The sequence below is a fragment of the Clostridia bacterium genome (genome assembly GCA_035628995.1).
Classification (GTDB): Bacteria; Bacillota; Clostridia; order Lutisporales; family Lutisporaceae; genus BRH-c25.
In genome coordinates this window covers 82,959-100,171 of sequence record DASPIR010000023.1, presented here as the reverse complement: position 1 = coordinate 100,171, position 17,213 = coordinate 82,959, and the positions used below count along the sequence as shown (strand labels likewise).

The 17,213-nt window shown below is 40.7% G+C and carries 9 protein-coding genes; 2 read left to right on the top strand and 7 right to left on the bottom strand.

Going from position 1 to position 17,213, the window contains the following annotated elements:
- Nucleotides 1-3 precede the first annotated feature (3 nt).
- Nucleotides 4-1,203 carry a pyridoxal phosphate-dependent aminotransferase gene (locus tag VEB00_07205; protein HYF82799.1) on the top strand — a complete coding sequence of 400 codons (1,200 nt, stop codon included), beginning with the start codon at nucleotides 4-6 and terminating at the stop codon, nucleotides 1,201-1,203.
- A gap of 39 nt (nucleotides 1,204-1,242) precedes the next feature.
- Here VEB00_07205 and VEB00_07200 read toward each other — a convergent pair whose 3' ends face one another.
- The 7 genes from VEB00_07200 to VEB00_07170 all read right to left on the bottom strand — a co-directional run bounded on the left by VEB00_07200 (nucleotide 1,243) and on the right by VEB00_07170 (nucleotide 16,836).
- A complete protein-coding gene (locus tag VEB00_07200; protein ID HYF82798.1) occupies nucleotides 1,243-1,524 on the bottom strand; it encodes a DUF1292 domain-containing protein in 282 nt (93 codons plus the stop codon).
- A 202-nt stretch (nucleotides 1,525-1,726) separates the two neighbouring features.
- Nucleotides 1,727-2,143 carry a Holliday junction resolvase RuvX gene (gene ruvX / locus VEB00_07195; protein HYF82797.1) on the bottom strand — a complete coding sequence of 139 codons (417 nt, stop codon included), beginning with the start codon at nucleotides 2,141-2,143 and terminating at the stop codon, nucleotides 1,727-1,729.
- A 140-nt stretch (nucleotides 2,144-2,283) separates the two neighbouring features.
- Complete coding sequence (locus VEB00_07190; protein HYF82796.1) at nucleotides 2,284-3,231, bottom strand: aldo/keto reductase; 948 nt, start codon at nucleotides 3,229-3,231, stop codon at nucleotides 2,284-2,286.
- A gap of 2 nt (nucleotides 3,232-3,233) precedes the next feature.
- Nucleotides 3,234-5,399, bottom strand: coding sequence for a hypothetical protein (locus VEB00_07185; protein HYF82795.1), 2,166 nt, complete (start codon nucleotides 5,397-5,399; stop codon nucleotides 3,234-3,236).
- Between the two features lie 26 nt (nucleotides 5,400-5,425).
- The gene (locus tag VEB00_07180; GenBank protein ID HYF82794.1) at nucleotides 5,426-5,683 is read right to left on the bottom strand and encodes an IreB family regulatory phosphoprotein; all 258 of its coding nucleotides are present in this window, start codon (nucleotides 5,681-5,683) and stop codon (nucleotides 5,426-5,428) included.
- Nucleotides 5,684-5,906: 223 nt separating this feature from the next.
- Entirely contained in the window at nucleotides 5,907-14,339 is an 8,433-nt protein-coding gene (locus VEB00_07175) for a glucoamylase family protein (protein HYF82793.1), read from the bottom strand.
- A gap of 34 nt (nucleotides 14,340-14,373) precedes the next feature.
- Nucleotides 14,374-16,836, bottom strand: coding sequence for a sugar phosphate nucleotidyltransferase (locus tag VEB00_07170; protein HYF82792.1), 2,463 nt, complete (start codon nucleotides 16,834-16,836; stop codon nucleotides 14,374-14,376).
- Nucleotides 16,837-16,933: 97 nt separating this feature from the next.
- Between VEB00_07170 and VEB00_07165 the strand changes: the two genes are divergently transcribed.
- Complete coding sequence (locus VEB00_07165) at nucleotides 16,934-17,062, top strand: hypothetical protein (GenBank protein HYF82791.1); 129 nt, start codon at nucleotides 16,934-16,936, stop codon at nucleotides 17,060-17,062.
- The last annotated feature ends 151 nt before the right edge of the window (nucleotides 17,063-17,213 follow it).

The window sequence follows — 17,213 nt, the reverse complement described above, 5'->3', positions numbered from 1 at the left end:
TTGATTCGTTTATCTAAAAGAGCAGAGCAAATGCCTGCGTCACCCATAAGAAAACTGGTTCCATTTGCACAAACTGCAAAGAAAAACGGAACCAAGGTTTATCACCTAAACATAGGACAGCCGGATATCAAGACTCCTGATTTATTTTTTGATGCTATCAGAAACTTCAGTGCTCCTGTATTGGAGTATGCGTTGTCCCAGGGTAATATTGAACTTATAAATTCCTTCAGGGATTACTACAAGAAGTGGGATATCGACTTTGAAGAGGACGAAGTGATAATTACGAATGGCGGAAGCGAAGCGTTGATACTTGCTTACTCTGCTATCGGCGACTATGATGATGAGGTGCTCGTTCCAGAACCATTCTATGCTAATTATAATGGCTTTGCCGTCCAAGCAGGAATGCATGTAAAGCCTATTACTACCAAAGCAGAAGAAGGCTTCCATCTTCCAAGCAAAGAAGTAATTGAGAAGCTTATCACATCAAAAACCAAGGCTATTGCTATTTCCAACCCAGGAAACCCTACTGGAGCAATTTATACTAGAGAAGAACTTGAAATGCTCGGAGATCTTGCAAAAAAGCATGACCTTTTCCTTATCGGAGATGAAGTTTATAGAGAGTTTGTATATGATGGATTGAAATATACAAGTCTCATGCATATAAAGGGCATTGAGGACAGAGTAATAGTTATCGATAGTATATCCAAGAGATACAGCGCATGTGGAGCAAGAATCGGCTGCTTATGTTCAAAAAACAAGGAACTTATGAAAGCTATCATGAAGTTTGCTCAAGCGAGACTCTGTGTTCCTACTCTAGAAATGGTCGGTGCAGTACATCTTGCTAACACACCCAAAGAATATTTCGATGAGGTGAATCAAGAGTATCAGAAGAGAAGAGATATCGTTTATAAGGCATTAAGGGAAATCCCTGGTGTCGTGTGCGAAAAGCCTACAGGTGCGTTTTATGTTATGGCTAAGCTCCCTGTAGATGATGCTGATGAATTCGCCAAGTGGATGCTCACAGACTTCAGCTTGAACAAAGAAACTACAATGGTTGCTCCTGGAGCAGGCTTCTATGCTACACCAGGCTTAGGCAAGAATGAGATAAGAATTGCTTATGTCCTTAATGAAAAAGATCTGACAAAAGCAATGTATCTGCTAGCAGAGGGAATTAAGAAATATAGAACTGTAAAAGGACTATAAAATGAAAGAAGCCGGTTATACCGGCTTCTTTTAATAATTCTAATTTGATTCTTCTTTTACTAATTCTTCATAAGCTTCAATTACCATGTTGAGCTCTTCTTCTTCATCTATGCCAATTAGTATGTCTTCTCCGTTTTCATCCTGTTCAATCCTTAAGACATATGCCTCATCCACTTCTTCAGCTTCCGGATCCCTTGTGTCATCTCTCGGCAGCAGTATTGCATATTCATTCTCATCCACTTCCAGAGTAGCGACAACCTCAAACTCTGTTTCATTGCCGTCTTCATCATAAAGCAGGATTATGTCCATTTCATCACTCATTTAAAATCACCTCAAATCTTTCTAGTTAAGGCTATTTTATCCTACTGACAATATAGTGTCAATAAGATAGAAGCCATATACTTTTTATTCTCCGACTCTACTAGTGCTTATTAACATCACAGACTAAATTCAATAAAAATGTTAATAACGCACTTCCTTAATGTTGTGCCCTGCTGCCATAAATGAATCCTATACAGGGCACTTAATTTTTCATATTATCCAGATACCCCTGCAATATCAACACCGCAGCCAGTTTGTCAATTACTTTCTTTCTGTCCTTCCTCCTCACGTCAGCCTCAATAAGTGTCCTTTCAGCAGCGCAGGTTGTAAGCCTTTCGTCCCACATATCAATTTCCATCCCGGGAAAATTCTCTTTCAAAATCTGCACAAATTCTATTGTCTTCTCGCCTCTTGGTCCAATGGTGTTATTCATATTCTTGGGTAATCCGATTACGATTCTTTTTATATTTTTCTCACAAATAATGTTTTTTAAACTATCAATATCATAATTAATGCTCTTTCTTCTTATTGTAGTAATTCCATGTGCCATCATACCCAATTCGTCGCTCGCAGCTACCCCGATTGTGGCATCTCCCAGATCCAAGCCCATTATTCTCATGTTTTTGCTCCTTTGTATATATTTTTTGCCTCGTTCTCGTGCCTCGTGCAAGGCCTTAGTATTCCTTAAGGGTCTAGATTCTTCACTTTGTTCAGGATGACATGAACCCCGCACCTCGTATCTCGTACCTCGAACCAGCTTTATATTATTTTTATGCAAAAATCAGGACAATAAGCACTGCAGTAACCGCAAAGTACACATTTGGAAGGGTCCACGACTGCTTTGCCCTTTTCAATTGTCAGAGCCTTCTGTGCGCACTTTTTGCTGCAGCTTCCGCAGCCACGGCACCAAGAATCAATCAAAAGCTTTCTTTTTTTCTCAATTAGCTTTGCTCTTATGTCCTCCGGTACTCTTTTTCCCTCAAAAACCATCACATTGTTCATTACTTCCTCATCACTCTGCATTCCCACTGCTATTGAGTGCAAATTATCATTGGAAAGCACAAAGTCAAAGCACTCACCGCTTTCTTTTATCATATTTCCTCCACCCAGCGGCTTCATGGAAAAAATGCCTTTCCCTGCCTTGCAAGCCTCAGCGACGGCATCCAGCATTCCGTTTATATTACCGTCTATTATTCCTAAACCCCGCTTGTTCACTATGGGATGCAGTACTTCAATCTCTTTGTATTTTAGTGAAGCTTTTACAGCTGCAATGGCATGGGTAGAGATTCCGAAGCTTCTTATATAGCCCTTTTCCTTTGCTTTAACAAAGTACTCAATTGCTTCCTGATGTCCTTTCAGAGTAAGCTCACTTTCCTGCTCGTGGAGTGAAAATATATCAATGTAATCAGTATCCAGCTCCTCCAGTGCTTTCTTAAGGCTTTTCTCAGCGCCTTCCCGAGTATATGCATAACACTTGGTTGATATTATTATATCCCCTCTTCTACCCTTTACCGCTTTTCTTATATAATCATATGTTCCATACAGCTCGGCTGTGTCTATAAAGTTTACTCCCATATCAAAGGCAGTCTTTATGACAGCAGTCCCCTCCTGAAGTCCCAAGTTGGCCTGAAGAGGCCCTATTGTCAGACTGCCGAAGCAGAGTCTCGAAACCTTTAGTTTTGAATTCCCCAAAATCCTATAATCCATCTTCAGTTTTCATTCCTTTCGCCTATGCACAAAATCAGCATAGTGAATGCTGCATATATCATTGCTGTTGCAGCTAGTACAATTCCAGAATCATTTACAGCAAATCCCACTAGCGCAGAACCAGCAATGCTTATCCATGAATACTTCAGATACCTGTACCGGTTGAACACGCTTCCAAGCAGCTTAACAGGCCTGAATAACATAATGGAAATTGCTGATATTATGCAAAGCAACACTTTTGTCCATATTGTATATCTTATAAGCCTGAGATTCATGGATACTTTTCTTTGTATCGTAGAAGTTATAATCACAAGACCGTTAGCTTCTGTTTCTTTTACAAGACCTCCAATATGTGATTGACTGCTTATGCCCAATGAATCTACGGCTACCAATAATGCAGCAGCTGATCCTAAAACAAGAATACCTATTGAAGTATTCCTTTTATTAAATTTTATACCATAACCCAGGAAATAGGCAAGCAAATAACCGAAAGCCCCTGCTATAGCCCCCCCAAAGTTTGCTCCGAGTGAGGTCAAACCCAAAAGTAATGTGCAGCCTGTAAATACAAGTATTGCAATTCCAGAATTTAGCTTATCAACCCATATTTCTCGAAGGCAGCCAAAAGCCATTAATGAGCAGCCAATAAATATACCCGCATATTCATTTCCTATTCCGTAGAATCTCGCTCCTATGATAGGATCATAGCCAAGCACCGACTGTTTTATAAATTGGCTATCCGTAAGTATGTCAACGGATAAACCTATAAACAGCAGTATGCATATAAAAAATATTACTTTCAATTTATCCTTAATTGCAGTATGTAGAATTAATGATAAAAATAAAGAAGCCGCAGCTGCAAAAGCTATATATCCTGCAGGACTTCCTCCCAGCAAAGCTGTGGGTAAATATAGAAGTGCCAATGGGAATGTAAGCATTGTATAGGCTAACAGACCGATTAACCAAGAAAAAGCAGGTTTATATTTCTTTCTAAAAAAGACTGCAGTAACAAATAGTATTACAATAGCTGCTATTACCATCACAGCATAAGAAGTAAGGACAGGAGCCCTTAATACTGAGGTTTTTACAATGTTTCTGTTCATATCTTCGAGAAAAGCTTCGGTTCTTTCACTTCCCGATTCTATAACAGCACTTGAATTTGAATATCCTAGCTTGCAGAGCATATAATCTGCCAGATCTGTATTAAGAACAATTCCTTCTCTCCTTGTGCTGCTGGAATACAATAAGCCTCCTCCAGATGCATCATAAACTAATACCGGTGTGAGGCGATTTCCCGCTTCTATATCAGATTTCGAAGGATAAGTTGACATAAATACAAGAGTATTGAAACCTCCGTAATTAAAAACATTCTCCATAAAAATGTCTATACTCTTTAATACTTCACTCTTGTAAGCCTCGTACGATTCGACAGCCAAAGAGTCTCTCTCTGTCTCCAGCCTCTCCATGTCTCCTGTTTCTATCACCACAAATGAAGAAGCTGCCAGATATTGCTTGTACAAATCTGCCAGCTTATTATAATCAGTTCTCTTACCCTGTGGAAACAATTCATCTTCTATTAAAATTCCTTCAGTTCCACCTATATCGATTTCTCCGTTATTATCCATTGCAATGAGCATGGAACTCCTGTTCTGCTCAGCTGCATCGGCATTTCCAAGAAAGCAGGTGCTTCCATTATTCTTATTTACTGCATCACCTAAATAGCCGATATAATTTTGATATTCACTTTTATCGTTCCTGTTTCTAAGCTTATATATATCAGTATAAACAAGGCTTTCTGGCTCTGGTGTTCTTCTACTTTCTATGCCGTAAAGCTTCCTGAGGTTTTCCTCACTGCCTCCAATTATCATGTTGGCGTTAAGTTCCAACCTTTTGCCGGAACCAATGATAAGCTTTGATTTGCTTGCACCTGCTCTTCCCGGTTGTCTGTTGTTCATTAGAGCGATGTAGCTTTCAGAAGCCTTTTTGCTCAGAAAATCCATACTGCCGATATCCTGAATATCCAGGTAATCCGCAACAACTACTACTACTTTTCGGTCAGCCGTATATCCTGTTGTTCTTGCTCCGTCAGCATCTACGCCAAGAAAAGATGTGTAAATTATAGCTGCTGCAAATGCAACTGTAGAAAAAAAAGCAAATATTCCTTTGCTCAATTTAATCTCTCCTGAAGAGTATTAGGCTATTTCCCATCAACATATGCTCTTACAAGTTCCTCCAGCAGCTCATCTCTTTCAAGCTTTTTAATAAGGCTTCTTGCATTGTTATGGCTTGTTATGTATGTCGGGTCACCGGAAAGTATGTATCCCACTATCTGGTTTATAGGGTTGTAGCCCTTTTCCTTTAATGCGCTGTATACTGATAAAAGTATCTCTGATGCTTCATACTTCTTATCCATATCAACTTGGAATTTCATAGTGTCTTCAAATTTTACACTCATTCTTACACCCCCAGCTTCATGTATATATTAATCGCGGAAAAAACTTTACAAGGACTTATTCAAGTTTCCGCGAAGTACACTAAGGAGACAAAAGTGCGAAATATAATTTCGTATTTTGTATATATATAATAATATAATATAGTTGATGCTTCATTTCAAGGAAATGTTTGCATGTGTAATGATAATGTCATATGGAGGGTGTATGCATTACACCCTCCGTATTTTATTTCAAGCTTACTTCCACAGTATGCTCTACCCCATCCTCAGTCAGGAGAATTTCATTTCCTTCCAGCTTTCTTCCGTCCAGAACAATTAAGACATCTCCCTTACTTACCCTGTTAGGATTCTTTACAGTGATTTGGTATACTGTGTCTTTGCTATGCTTATATTTAATATTGTACTCATACCAATCTCTTGGTATGCAAGGCTCAAACGCAATTTTGTCTCCTTTTTTCTTAAATCCCAATATTTGCTGCACGCCTACGTTGTACATCCAGCCAGATGCACCTGTATACCAGGTCCATCCTCCACGTCCTGTGTGAGGGGGTACTGCGTAAACATCTGCTGCCATTACATAAGGCTCTACCTTGTACCTTGAGGCTTCCAGCATTGTATTTGCATGGTTTATCGGGTTCAGCATATTAAACAGCTCCCAAGCCTTGTCACCATTGCCCATAATTGCATAGGCCATAATCACCCATACTGCTGCATGAGTATATTGTCCTCCATTTTCTCGCACCCCTGGCAAATAACCCTTTATATATCCCGGATGCAGATCACCTTCATCAAAGGGTGGCGTAAGCAGCATAATCAAGCCGTCATCCTTCCGGATAAGGTACTGTTCCACTGCCCCCATAGCTTCCTTTGTTCTTTCAGGATTTGCCGCACCTGAAATTACTGCCCAAGACTGTGCAATGGAATCTATCTTGCATTCCGTGTTCTCTGCCGAGCCCAGGGGTAAACCATTATCAAAGTATGCCCTTCGATACCAATTTCCATCCCAGGCATTTTCTTCCTGTGCTTTTGCTATTTCTTTTGCTATGTTTTTATATCTGTCTGCTTTGTTTCCATCCTTTTTTGTTCTGCAAAGCTCTGAAAAGTTCATGAGTATATCATATAGGAACCATCCCATCCAGACACTTTCTCCCTTGCCCTTGTTGCCCACTGTGCTCATGCCGTCATTCCAGTCTCCGGAACCCATTAGCGGTATACCATGATGTCCGAACTTCAAAGCCTTCTCAATAGCCCTTATGCAGTGGTCATATATAGAAGTGCTGATATCCGATACATAAGGAATATTGTATCTTTCATCCTCTCCCTCCTGCAATAGTTCATCCTCGATAAACTCTGCCATTTCATCCAGTATATTGAAGTCGCCTGTCCTTTTAATGTATTCTATCGTCACATATGGCAGCCATAACAGGTCATCTGAGAATCTTGTCCTTATACCTTTATTTGAGCCTGGATGCCACCAATGCTGCACATCTCCCTCTAAAAACTGGTGTGAAGCATGGAACAGAATCTGGTTTCTCGTAAGCTCTGGAAGCGTATTTATCACAGCCATCGAATCTTGAAGCTGATCTCTGAAGCCATAAGCACCCCCGGACTGATAGAATGCAGTTCTTGCCCACATTCTGCAGTTCAGTGTCTGATAAAGCAGCCAGCCGTTCAAAATCATATTCATATTCCGATCAGGGGTAGAAACCTCTACCTTCCTTAAAATGGCGTCCCAGTAAGCTTTTACTTCGGCAAGTGCCTTATGTGCTTCTTTTACATTTCTATATTTTTCAGTACAGGTGTTTACAGCATCGATACTTTCATTCTGTCCGAACATGAATACCAATTCCTTCTGCTCCTTGGGCTTAAGCTCAATTACAGCCTGTAAGCAAGCACAAGGATCAAAACCAGCACCCACTGTATTGGAAAGTCTTTCTTGCCTCAGGGCTTCAGGATGCCTCAAGCTGCCCATATTTCCCAGAAACTCCCTGCGGTCTCCGGTATAGTATTTTTCTTCCGAATTGGCATCAAGGAATGCTATTCTGCCTGGGAAGTCAGTATTGTAATTATTTCTTATCAGAATTGCACCATTACTGTGTAATTCTGTATATATATGCCGCGCAGTACTTTGCTCATTAACCCCCAAGACAGTTCTGGCATAATAGGTTGCAGAAAGCTTCCTCTTTGAGCCTGAAGTATTCTTAAGTTTGAGTATACACAGCTTTACACTTTCATTTACCGGAATAAACTCAACAAGCTCATGTTCTATACCGTTCCAGTTGTGTTCGAACACTGAATAACCAAAGCCATGTCTGATTATATATGGACTTTCAGTTCTTATAGGTCGAGGGGTAACTGACCAAATCTCACCGGTATTCTCATCCCTCATATAAATCATCTCTCCGGATGGGTCGGTTACCGGATCATTTGACCAAGTACTCAGCCTGTTCTCTCTGCTGTTCTCAGCCCAAGTAGTGGAAGAACCTGATTCTGTTATTAAGAAACCGAATCTCTTATTAGCTATTACATTACTCCATGGCACTGGTGTATTCATTCCTTCAGCAAGTCTAATTACATATTCCTTGCCCTCTTTGTCAAAACCTCCGTAACCGTTAAAAGATTGCAGCTCAAATTGTCTTGTATCCTGCTTGTTATATTTCTTAACCTTTCCCTTCCAAAGCTTGTATTCAAAAGCGTTCTTGCCGTTTCTAACCCTTGTCTGTACTGAAAGTGCTCCATTCCTTCCCTTTAGAACTATCCTTGCACTTGCAGCAAGAAGCTGCTTATCCTCTTCAGGTATTGAACCTCCCTGCTTTATGAATATTCCTCCAGGCCTTTCCCTTATATCTCTGGCATGGCTGACGGATAATATATCCTGCAGGAGATTATAGAGAGGTCGCGAATAGCTGCTTTCTTCCTCATTGATAACGACAATATCTACAAGCAGCCCTTTCAGCCTCCAATACTCGTGTGCCTTTATCAGTTCTTTTACAATATCAATTTCCTCTACCTTGCCTATAGATATCAGCACTATAGGAAAATCTCCTGAAATACCATAGGCCCAAAGCCCTGGCTGACCCTTCCTGTTCTCTTTTATTGCATTTTCAAGTCTTCTTCTATGTGGACTCAGGTAAAGTATCTGTGACATCATCTGCCTATATAGCTCAATTTCTTCTTTCTTGAGATTCAAGTATCTCATTTCAACCTGGCTCCTGGTCCATGCAAGCTCGAAGGCTCTATCTATGGAAGACCAGTCATGGTATTTTTCAGCTAACAGAGTAATCCTGTCCTTACTGTCAGAGACACCGGTAATATAATTAAGCTTCACTGTCTGCCCCGGCTGAAGCCTTACTCTGCATCTCAGGCTCATTATTGGATCCAGAACTGGCCCTACAGTATTGGAAAGGGGATGATTCCCTTCAACGGCTGCAGGCTTTTCCAAGCTATTTCCCCTGCCGATGAACCTGGCTCTGTCAGTCTCATATTGTATTCCTCCCAACGCTTCCTCATTCACTGTAAGCTCATGGAATGCCCATATGGAAGCCTTTTCCTTCTCCCTTGGCCTTCTTACTGCCAGCAGTGTATTGTATCTGTGCATATACTCAGTCCTGATAAAAAGGTTGCTAAATGCCGGATGAGCTTCATCAGCAGCCTGTGGTGTAATCACAGTTTCAAGATAGCTTGTTATCTCCAATATTTTGGCCTGCTGGCTGTGGTTGGTAAGCGTCAACCTCCTGACTTCTATATTATCCTCAGTTGAAACAATTATCTCAGTGTTTGTATCAATATCTCCATCAGTTCTGGCGAATGATATCTTATCCTGGGAAAACACCACCTTATACCTATTTGGAAGTGTATTGCAGGGATTCAATGAGCTAGACCATACTGAATTATTATCAATATCCTGTATATAGAAGAACATTCCTGAATTATTCAGTATGCTGTCTTCTCTCCACCTCGTAACTGCCATATCCTTGTATTTACTGAAGCCTGAACCACTGTCCGTTACCATTACAGAATAATCGCCATTAGAGAGCATGTGCACTTCCGGCAGTATATTATTGTTTAAGCCCAGTACCTTTGTATACTCAATATCATCCTTTATGGCTTCATCGAAAGGTTCTATTTTCTCCTTGTAATCCTTTGCGAATATCACCTTTGAAGGTATCTTTTCCTGCATAAGTATATCTACCGCTTTTATCACAGGCACTCCGTGGAACCTATCCTGCATTACATAGTTGTTGATTATGTTGTTCAGCGCCAAAAAACTCATACCCTGATGATGAGCCATAAAGCTTCTCACAATGCTGCTTTTCTTACCCTTACCCAATCTTTCAGGAGTATAATCTATAGCCTCATAGAACCCATAAGGACTATCCAAACCTTCCTCTTTGAGCTGCAATATATTTTTAACCGCTTCTTCCGGATTTACCAACAATGCTAAAACTGTAGCATAGGGTGCTATAACAGTATCATTTATCAGTCCCCTCTTTAGCCCTAGACTCGGTATGCCGAAGGCCTTATACTGATAGTTCAGCCGTAAGTCAAAAGCATTATATCCTGACTCTGATACACCCCAGGGTACTTTCCTCTTGCGTCCATAATCTCTCTGGCATCTCACAACAAAGTCGTAGGTCTCGTGCAGCAGTGTATTGGGGTAATTCTTCATTATTAATAGCGGCATGAGATATTCGAACATGGTACCCGTCCAGGAAATCAGCCCCTTGTAGCCGTTGACTGCAGTAAGTGTCCTATTTAGCATAAACCAATGCTCTTTCTTGACTTCGCCTCTTGCGATTGCGATAAGGCTTGCCTGCCTTGCCTCTGACGCCAGCAAATCATAATATGATTTGGTAAGCTGTTCCTCCTCCTCATTGTAGCCAATTGAAAAAAGCTTCCGCTTACTGTCATATAACGGAACAAAGGATATATCTTCAATCAGCACGTCAACTCTTGCAATTAAGCTATCCAGCTGACCGCTTATTTCTTCTGTACTCTCAAATCTATTTTCCTTGTTTAATTCATTAAGAAAACTGCTTGCACACTTATGAAGCTTAATTCCCCACTTAAGCCTTTTTAAATCGTTTTTCTTAATTATTTCTGCAAGCAACTCTCGAAAACCGGCCTGCTCCAGCTCATTATCCTTTAAAGCTGCACTAAAAAGCTCAGGGGCCAGATTCAGCTGTTCATCCTCATACCTGACCAGCAGAGATGTATCCTGCAGCCCAAATACCATGCTTCTATCAACTGAGGGTCTATTCTTGTACTCAAGCAGTCCTTGCCTCAAGGTCATCAGGTAGGCTATAAAATTACCGCTGTCTACTGTAGAGATATAGCTGGGTCTTAATACCTCCAATGTAATGGTGTCATACCAGTTATACAGGTGCCCTCTCCATTTTTTAAGCTTTTCTATTGTAGTAATTGTATTATTTAACCTTTCAAACATTTCTGTTGTACTTATATAGCCCAAATCCCTTGCAGCCATAATCGAAACCAATAGAAGCCCTATGTTGGTAGGTGATGTTCTATGGGCTATACCATTCGGAGGATTCTCTTGATAGTTGTCTGGGGGAAGATAGTTATCCATTGCACTTACAAAATCCTCGAAAAAGCTCCAGGTCTGGCGGGCAAGAATTCTTAGTTCCAATACATCCTTTTTGCTTATGCCAGTCTTTTCTATATCGCTTGATTTGCTCACCCAATATGCTATTGAGGGAGCTGCAGCCCATAAAGGTGCTATGACAAATACTAAAATAAAAGCCTCTGGAGCCTTAAATACACATAATATAACCGATGCAGCAGCTGCAGCGGGACAAATCCACATACGCCGCCAATAGCTTATCACATCATTCTTAAGTGCAAGCTCCATATCAGCAGCTGTAACCCATTCGAGCATTTTTTTCTTTGTTATAAGCACTCTCACCAGTGTCTTTACTATAGCATCCAGCATTAGCTGGGCTTGATGAGGAAGAAATATCAATATTAGCATGGACTGCATAAATGGCGTCCGCAATCTGTCAATAGCTCCATAGCCAGCCTTATCGCTAATCTTCCGATTGTACTTTATGAGCACAACTTCTGCAAAGTTCACGAATATGGGGAATATCGCAGCTATTAAAGTAAAAAAGAACCATATTAGTGCATTTCCAGGCATCACACTTAAGGAGAGCAGGAAAAGCAGCATCTCGCTGGGCGCAACAAGGCTCCTCCTCATGTTGTCCAGTATCTTCCATCTATTTATTGCTGATAGAGGGTTTTTTACTATCTCTCCTCTAGCATTACTAACTTTGCCAAAGAGCCATTGAAGGAGCTGCCAGTCTCCCCTGACCCACCTGTGATGACGCATGGAGTGAGCATTGTACCTGGAAGGATATCCGTCTATTAGCTCAATATCCGTTACGAGACCTGTTCTTACATGGGCACCTTCTATAAGGTCATGGCTAAGCACTGCATTTTCCGGAATAGCATTTCTTAGAATTCCTTGAAATACTGCAAGATCATATATACCTTTGCCTGTATAAATGCCCTCACTGAAGTAATCCTGATATACATCAGACACAGCATTGGTATAAATGTCTATACCACCCTGCCCTGCAAATATACTTGCGAACCTGGAAGCATTGGCACTTACTACGTCAACACTGATACGAGGCTGCAGCAACCCATAGCCTTCAGTAACTACTCCTCTGCTTTCATCCACTACAGCTCTGTTAAGAGGGTGTGTAATTGTGCCTAAGAGTTTTTTTGCTGTCTCAATACTTAACTTTGTATCAGCATCAATTGTAATTACATACTTTACATCTTTTAGTGCGTTGATATCTCCCTCAATATGTTCAAAGGATAGAGACTTATTTCCTAATAGTAATTCGTTAAATTCATAGAGTGCACCCCTCTTGCGTTCCCAACCCATCCATCTGTTCTGGGCTTTGCTTAACACCCTTTTTCTATGAAAAAAGAAGAATTTATCCTTCCCGTTTCCGTATTTTTTATTCAATTCCTTTACTTTTTCACTAGCAGCAGTTATTATTTTTTCATCTCCGGGAGCTCTCTCCTCTGAATGGTCCTTATAATCACCTAATAAGGCAAAATACAGATTCTCCTCTCTGTTGGCAAGATAATATTCCTCAAGGTTAAGAAGTAGTTTCACCGCAGTGCTTTCCTTAGTTATAAGGGTTGGAACTATAACAACCGCTGCCGCCTCTACTGGAATACCCTCCTGCAGCTCCAGCTTTGGTAAGAATGTCGGAGGCTTGATATGAACCAGTACCCAATTAACAGTAGAAACCGCAATGTCACTTGCTGGAATGAGTATTGCCAAGGCTATTAAAACCAATATTCCATATCCCACTGCCCCTGCTGTATATGCATAATGGAGGAAAGAAAGCACTGTCAAAACTGTAGTTACGAGTATAGAAAAAAAGTATAGGGCAGCAGGAGATAAATCAGACCTTCCTCCATGCCCGATTTTCGATAGCAGCTGCTCTTTCTCGCTCCTAAAAAGGTAATAGCCAATATGCTTCTCACCCTCGACAGCGCATTCTATCAATTTCTTTGCTACCTGTATCTCTGATACCTTCAGCTTTTTAGAAAGCTTTTCCACCTCATGGCGGTAGCTGTCCCTGGAAGGAAAGTCCATTTTCGAGTAAATGCTGACAGGATCCTGCCGCATAATTTGCTCAACCTGGCTCAACTCCTCAAAAATAACTTTCCAATCCAAGGTAGAAATAAATCTCAGGCTGGTAATGGAATTCCCCATTGAAACCTGTCTTGATGCTTGTTCCCTGTGCTCCAGATGAGTAATGCTTTCTGAGGTGGTATGCTGTTCACATAGCCGTTCATCTATGTACTGTATTATAGGAGCAATTTCTAAGCCTTGCTTCTTGAGCCTGTTTAGCAAATGTTCTCCAAAGGAAGGGTTAATGGCCTCAAGATGCTTCATACTTTCCTTCGCAACACCAAGAAGTTCTTCCGGTTTCCTATCCTTGTATGCGAGGAGCTGCTCTGCAAGCTTCTCCGCCTTATGCCAGTGCTGCTGTGATGCCTCAATACTTTCACATACATGCCTTACGTGCTCGATCAGCGCCATTCTTACCATCATTGGTATAGCCCACAGCTCACCACTGGAAAGAAGTGATTGGGTTTGATAAGCTTTTACAAAACCCAGCAGCTGCTTATCATCAAATCTTCCATCTGTATGTGAAACCAGTTCCAAAGCAATTGCATAAACCCTGGGGTAACCTTTCAAGGTTCCTGACTTCAGCCTTGGCAGCTGATAATAATATTTCCTTGAAAGGTTTTGTCTTATTTCCTTTACCTGCTCTTCAACAATATAAAAATTGTCCAGCAGCCATTCAGCAGCAGGAGTAACACTGCTCCTGACATTGGAATATTCATTCAAATCCTTGTATACAGAAGTTATCAGCTTGAAATTCTTATTCATTCTTGCTTCCAGACTGTAATACATCTTGGAGTTTTTCCCGACAACATGCTTCCGTGCTATTTCCAGAGCGTGACTTTCCAATTCTTCAGCATTCAGAATAGCATCATATACTTCCGGCTCATCCCTGTCTATAATATATAAGATCTTGCTGAGCAGATATACTAAAGCAGCAGCAAGAACAAATGCTGCTATATATATGTAATAAACTTCAACACCCAATATAATCCTCACCATTCCTTAGATTGCGTATTCCTCAGTTTTCCGACACAGAAATAATACTTTTTATTCTGTCTGTGAATTCAGCAGCAAGCTCTTTCGCATATTCCTCAGACACTCCCTCTGCATAAATATTGCATACGGGTCTCTCACTGTCGGGAAGTATGAGAACCCAGCCGTCTTCGCTGTTTATCCGTACCCCCTCAAAAAGTTCAATCTCTCTATTTTTGTTTTGCTCTATGATTTCCCTGATTACTCTTCCTTTATGCTGCCAGTCGCACTTTACCTCATTTTTCTCCATATGGAAATGGGGAAGCTCATTTACAAGGTCATATAGTATCACAGAATTAGCTGCCATAAAATCAAGAAGGCTGCCGATTCCCCATATTCCATCGAAGTTGAGTATATATTGGAACAAGGACTCCTCCATTCCTACTTTGTGCTCAAACATCGCTTTCATAATATCAGCAGGGGTGTTCTTTGTTCTTACAACCTCTATACTATAGCATTCTGCCATTTTCTCTATGACTCTTGAAGCTGTATGAGGGACTACGAGTCTTTTGTCCATTCCTGTTTTTAGTATAATAAGTGAAGTCAAAGCCATCTGCTTATCCTTGTCTAATATTCTCCCCTTGTGATCTATAAGTACTGCACTTTCACCGTCTTCGCTCAGTATTACTCCCATACATGCTCCATACTTTACAGTAAGCTCTGCTATGTGGCTGCTGTATACTGAAGGCTTGCGGTTATTATCAATTACATCTACCTCCACAGAACATCCCAGATTCCTGAGGTACGAAGCGGCCAGACCTGCTACCTGCTCTGATATGGAACCTACCACCAGCTTCATATTTGAGTTCTTTATTCTGGCGTAGTACTTAAGCATATTGGCCCCGTTTTGTATATAATAATCATCAAAGTTGCTCACTCTTACAATGTCCTTGATTCTATCTGCATTGCACCTTTTGAAATCTTCTCTTATAAAGCTGTTCTCAATTTTTCTCTCGGAAGCCCTATCTATGCTTATACCTTCCTCGTTTGAGAATTCTATGTGCACTTTGTTCTCTGAACTATTATCCATCCAGATGTGCACTCCGCCCTCTGCCTTATAGAATCTCACAGCAAATCTCATTATTGGCATTACTGCGTCTTCAATGCTTATGACCCCGATACCTGTAGACAACACCCCTGATATAAGCGATTCCCTTACGATTTCAGCTGCGTTGGTTCCATCACTGCTTACAATAATTCTGGAGTTCTCCTTCATCAAAGAGCCGAAGGCTGAGCCCAAGCGTGATGCAAATTCCGGAGTCAGACTTATATTTATATCGCCGTTTATATCCCTGTAACCGAATAAGGTTTTTGATGCTTTTGTCCCCCATACAAGATTCTGAGTTACCACTGCATCTGCCTCTACTACCTTTTCCGGCCATATTTTTATGTCAGGTTTTATTATTGCTCCAGTCTCCAGAATGGTATTACTTCCGATTACAGTGTTTTCAAAAAGATGCACTCCGCTTTTTATTCTTGCTCCAGTACAGATAACAGCGCCCCTGCACTGAACGTTCCGCCCAAACATTGAGTTCTTCCAAATTATACTTTTCTTTATTGAGGTTGCTTCTCCGATTTCAGTATTATCACCTATTATCGCAGCTTCTATTACTGCCCTGCTTTTAATCGTACAGTTGTTTCCTATAAATACAGGGGCTTTCAATGTGCAGTCATCTGGAATAATAGTATCTTTTCCTATCCAAACCCCTTCGCTTACCTTATTGCATTTTATATCTGCCCTGACTTTTCCCGTCAATATATCAAAGTTGACTTCTTTATAAACCTTCAGGTCACCGATATCATTCCAGTAGTCCTTTGAAACATACCCATACATAGGGATATTGTCCATTAAGAGCTTTGGGAATAAATCCTTGCTGAAGTCGAAGTTATCGCCTTTTTTATAATAATCAAGGACTTCTGGTTCAAGGATATATATACCAGTGTTTATGGTATCGCTGAACACTTCTCCCCAGCTTGGCTTCTCCATGAAGCTTGTAATTCGGCCATTTTCATCGGTGATTACGACTCCATATTCCAGTGGTATGGATACCCTCTTAAGCACTAATGTAGCTTTAGAACCCTTTTCTCTATGAAATTTCACTGCTTTATCCAGATCTATGTCTGTAAGAGCATCACCACTAATAATAATAAAAGTATCATCCAGAAAATCCTCTGCATTCTTCACACTTCCCCCCGTTCCCAATGGGGTATGCTCAATATAATATTTAAGCTTCATGCCAAAATCTCCGCCATTTCCGAAATAATCGGTGATTACAGCAGGAAAGTATGCCAGCGTAGCTGCAACATCCGTAATGCTATGTTTTTTCAAAAGTTCTAATGTGTATTCCATTACAGGCTTATTCAGCACAGGTACCATTGGTTTTGGTATTCCGCATGTAACGGGTCTCAGTCTTGTTCCTTCCCCACCAGCCATTATTACAGCTTTCATTCCGTCACCTCACAGCATATTTTTGCTTATCTGTCTTATTTTCCATCCATTGTAAACTGCACTATGCGATATTTTTCCCAAATAGCTGGATTTTATTATGAATATAGACAAAAAAGGTGAGAAGCTTTCGCTTTCCACCTTGAATTGGATAATCAGTAATGTATCGAAAGTTACCGCATTAGCTTTGTATATCGACTCACACAATATAAGCTTTGGACAGAATTAGAGCTTGATACTTGTAAAATCCTAACGCACATAAACCCGGCGTCCTACCGGTATGTGCTAGGTTTACATCACGTAAACCTTACGGATTTTCCTACGTATCAAGCTCTATTCTGTTACCCAAAGACTTATAAGTGTTCGCTGATATACAAAGC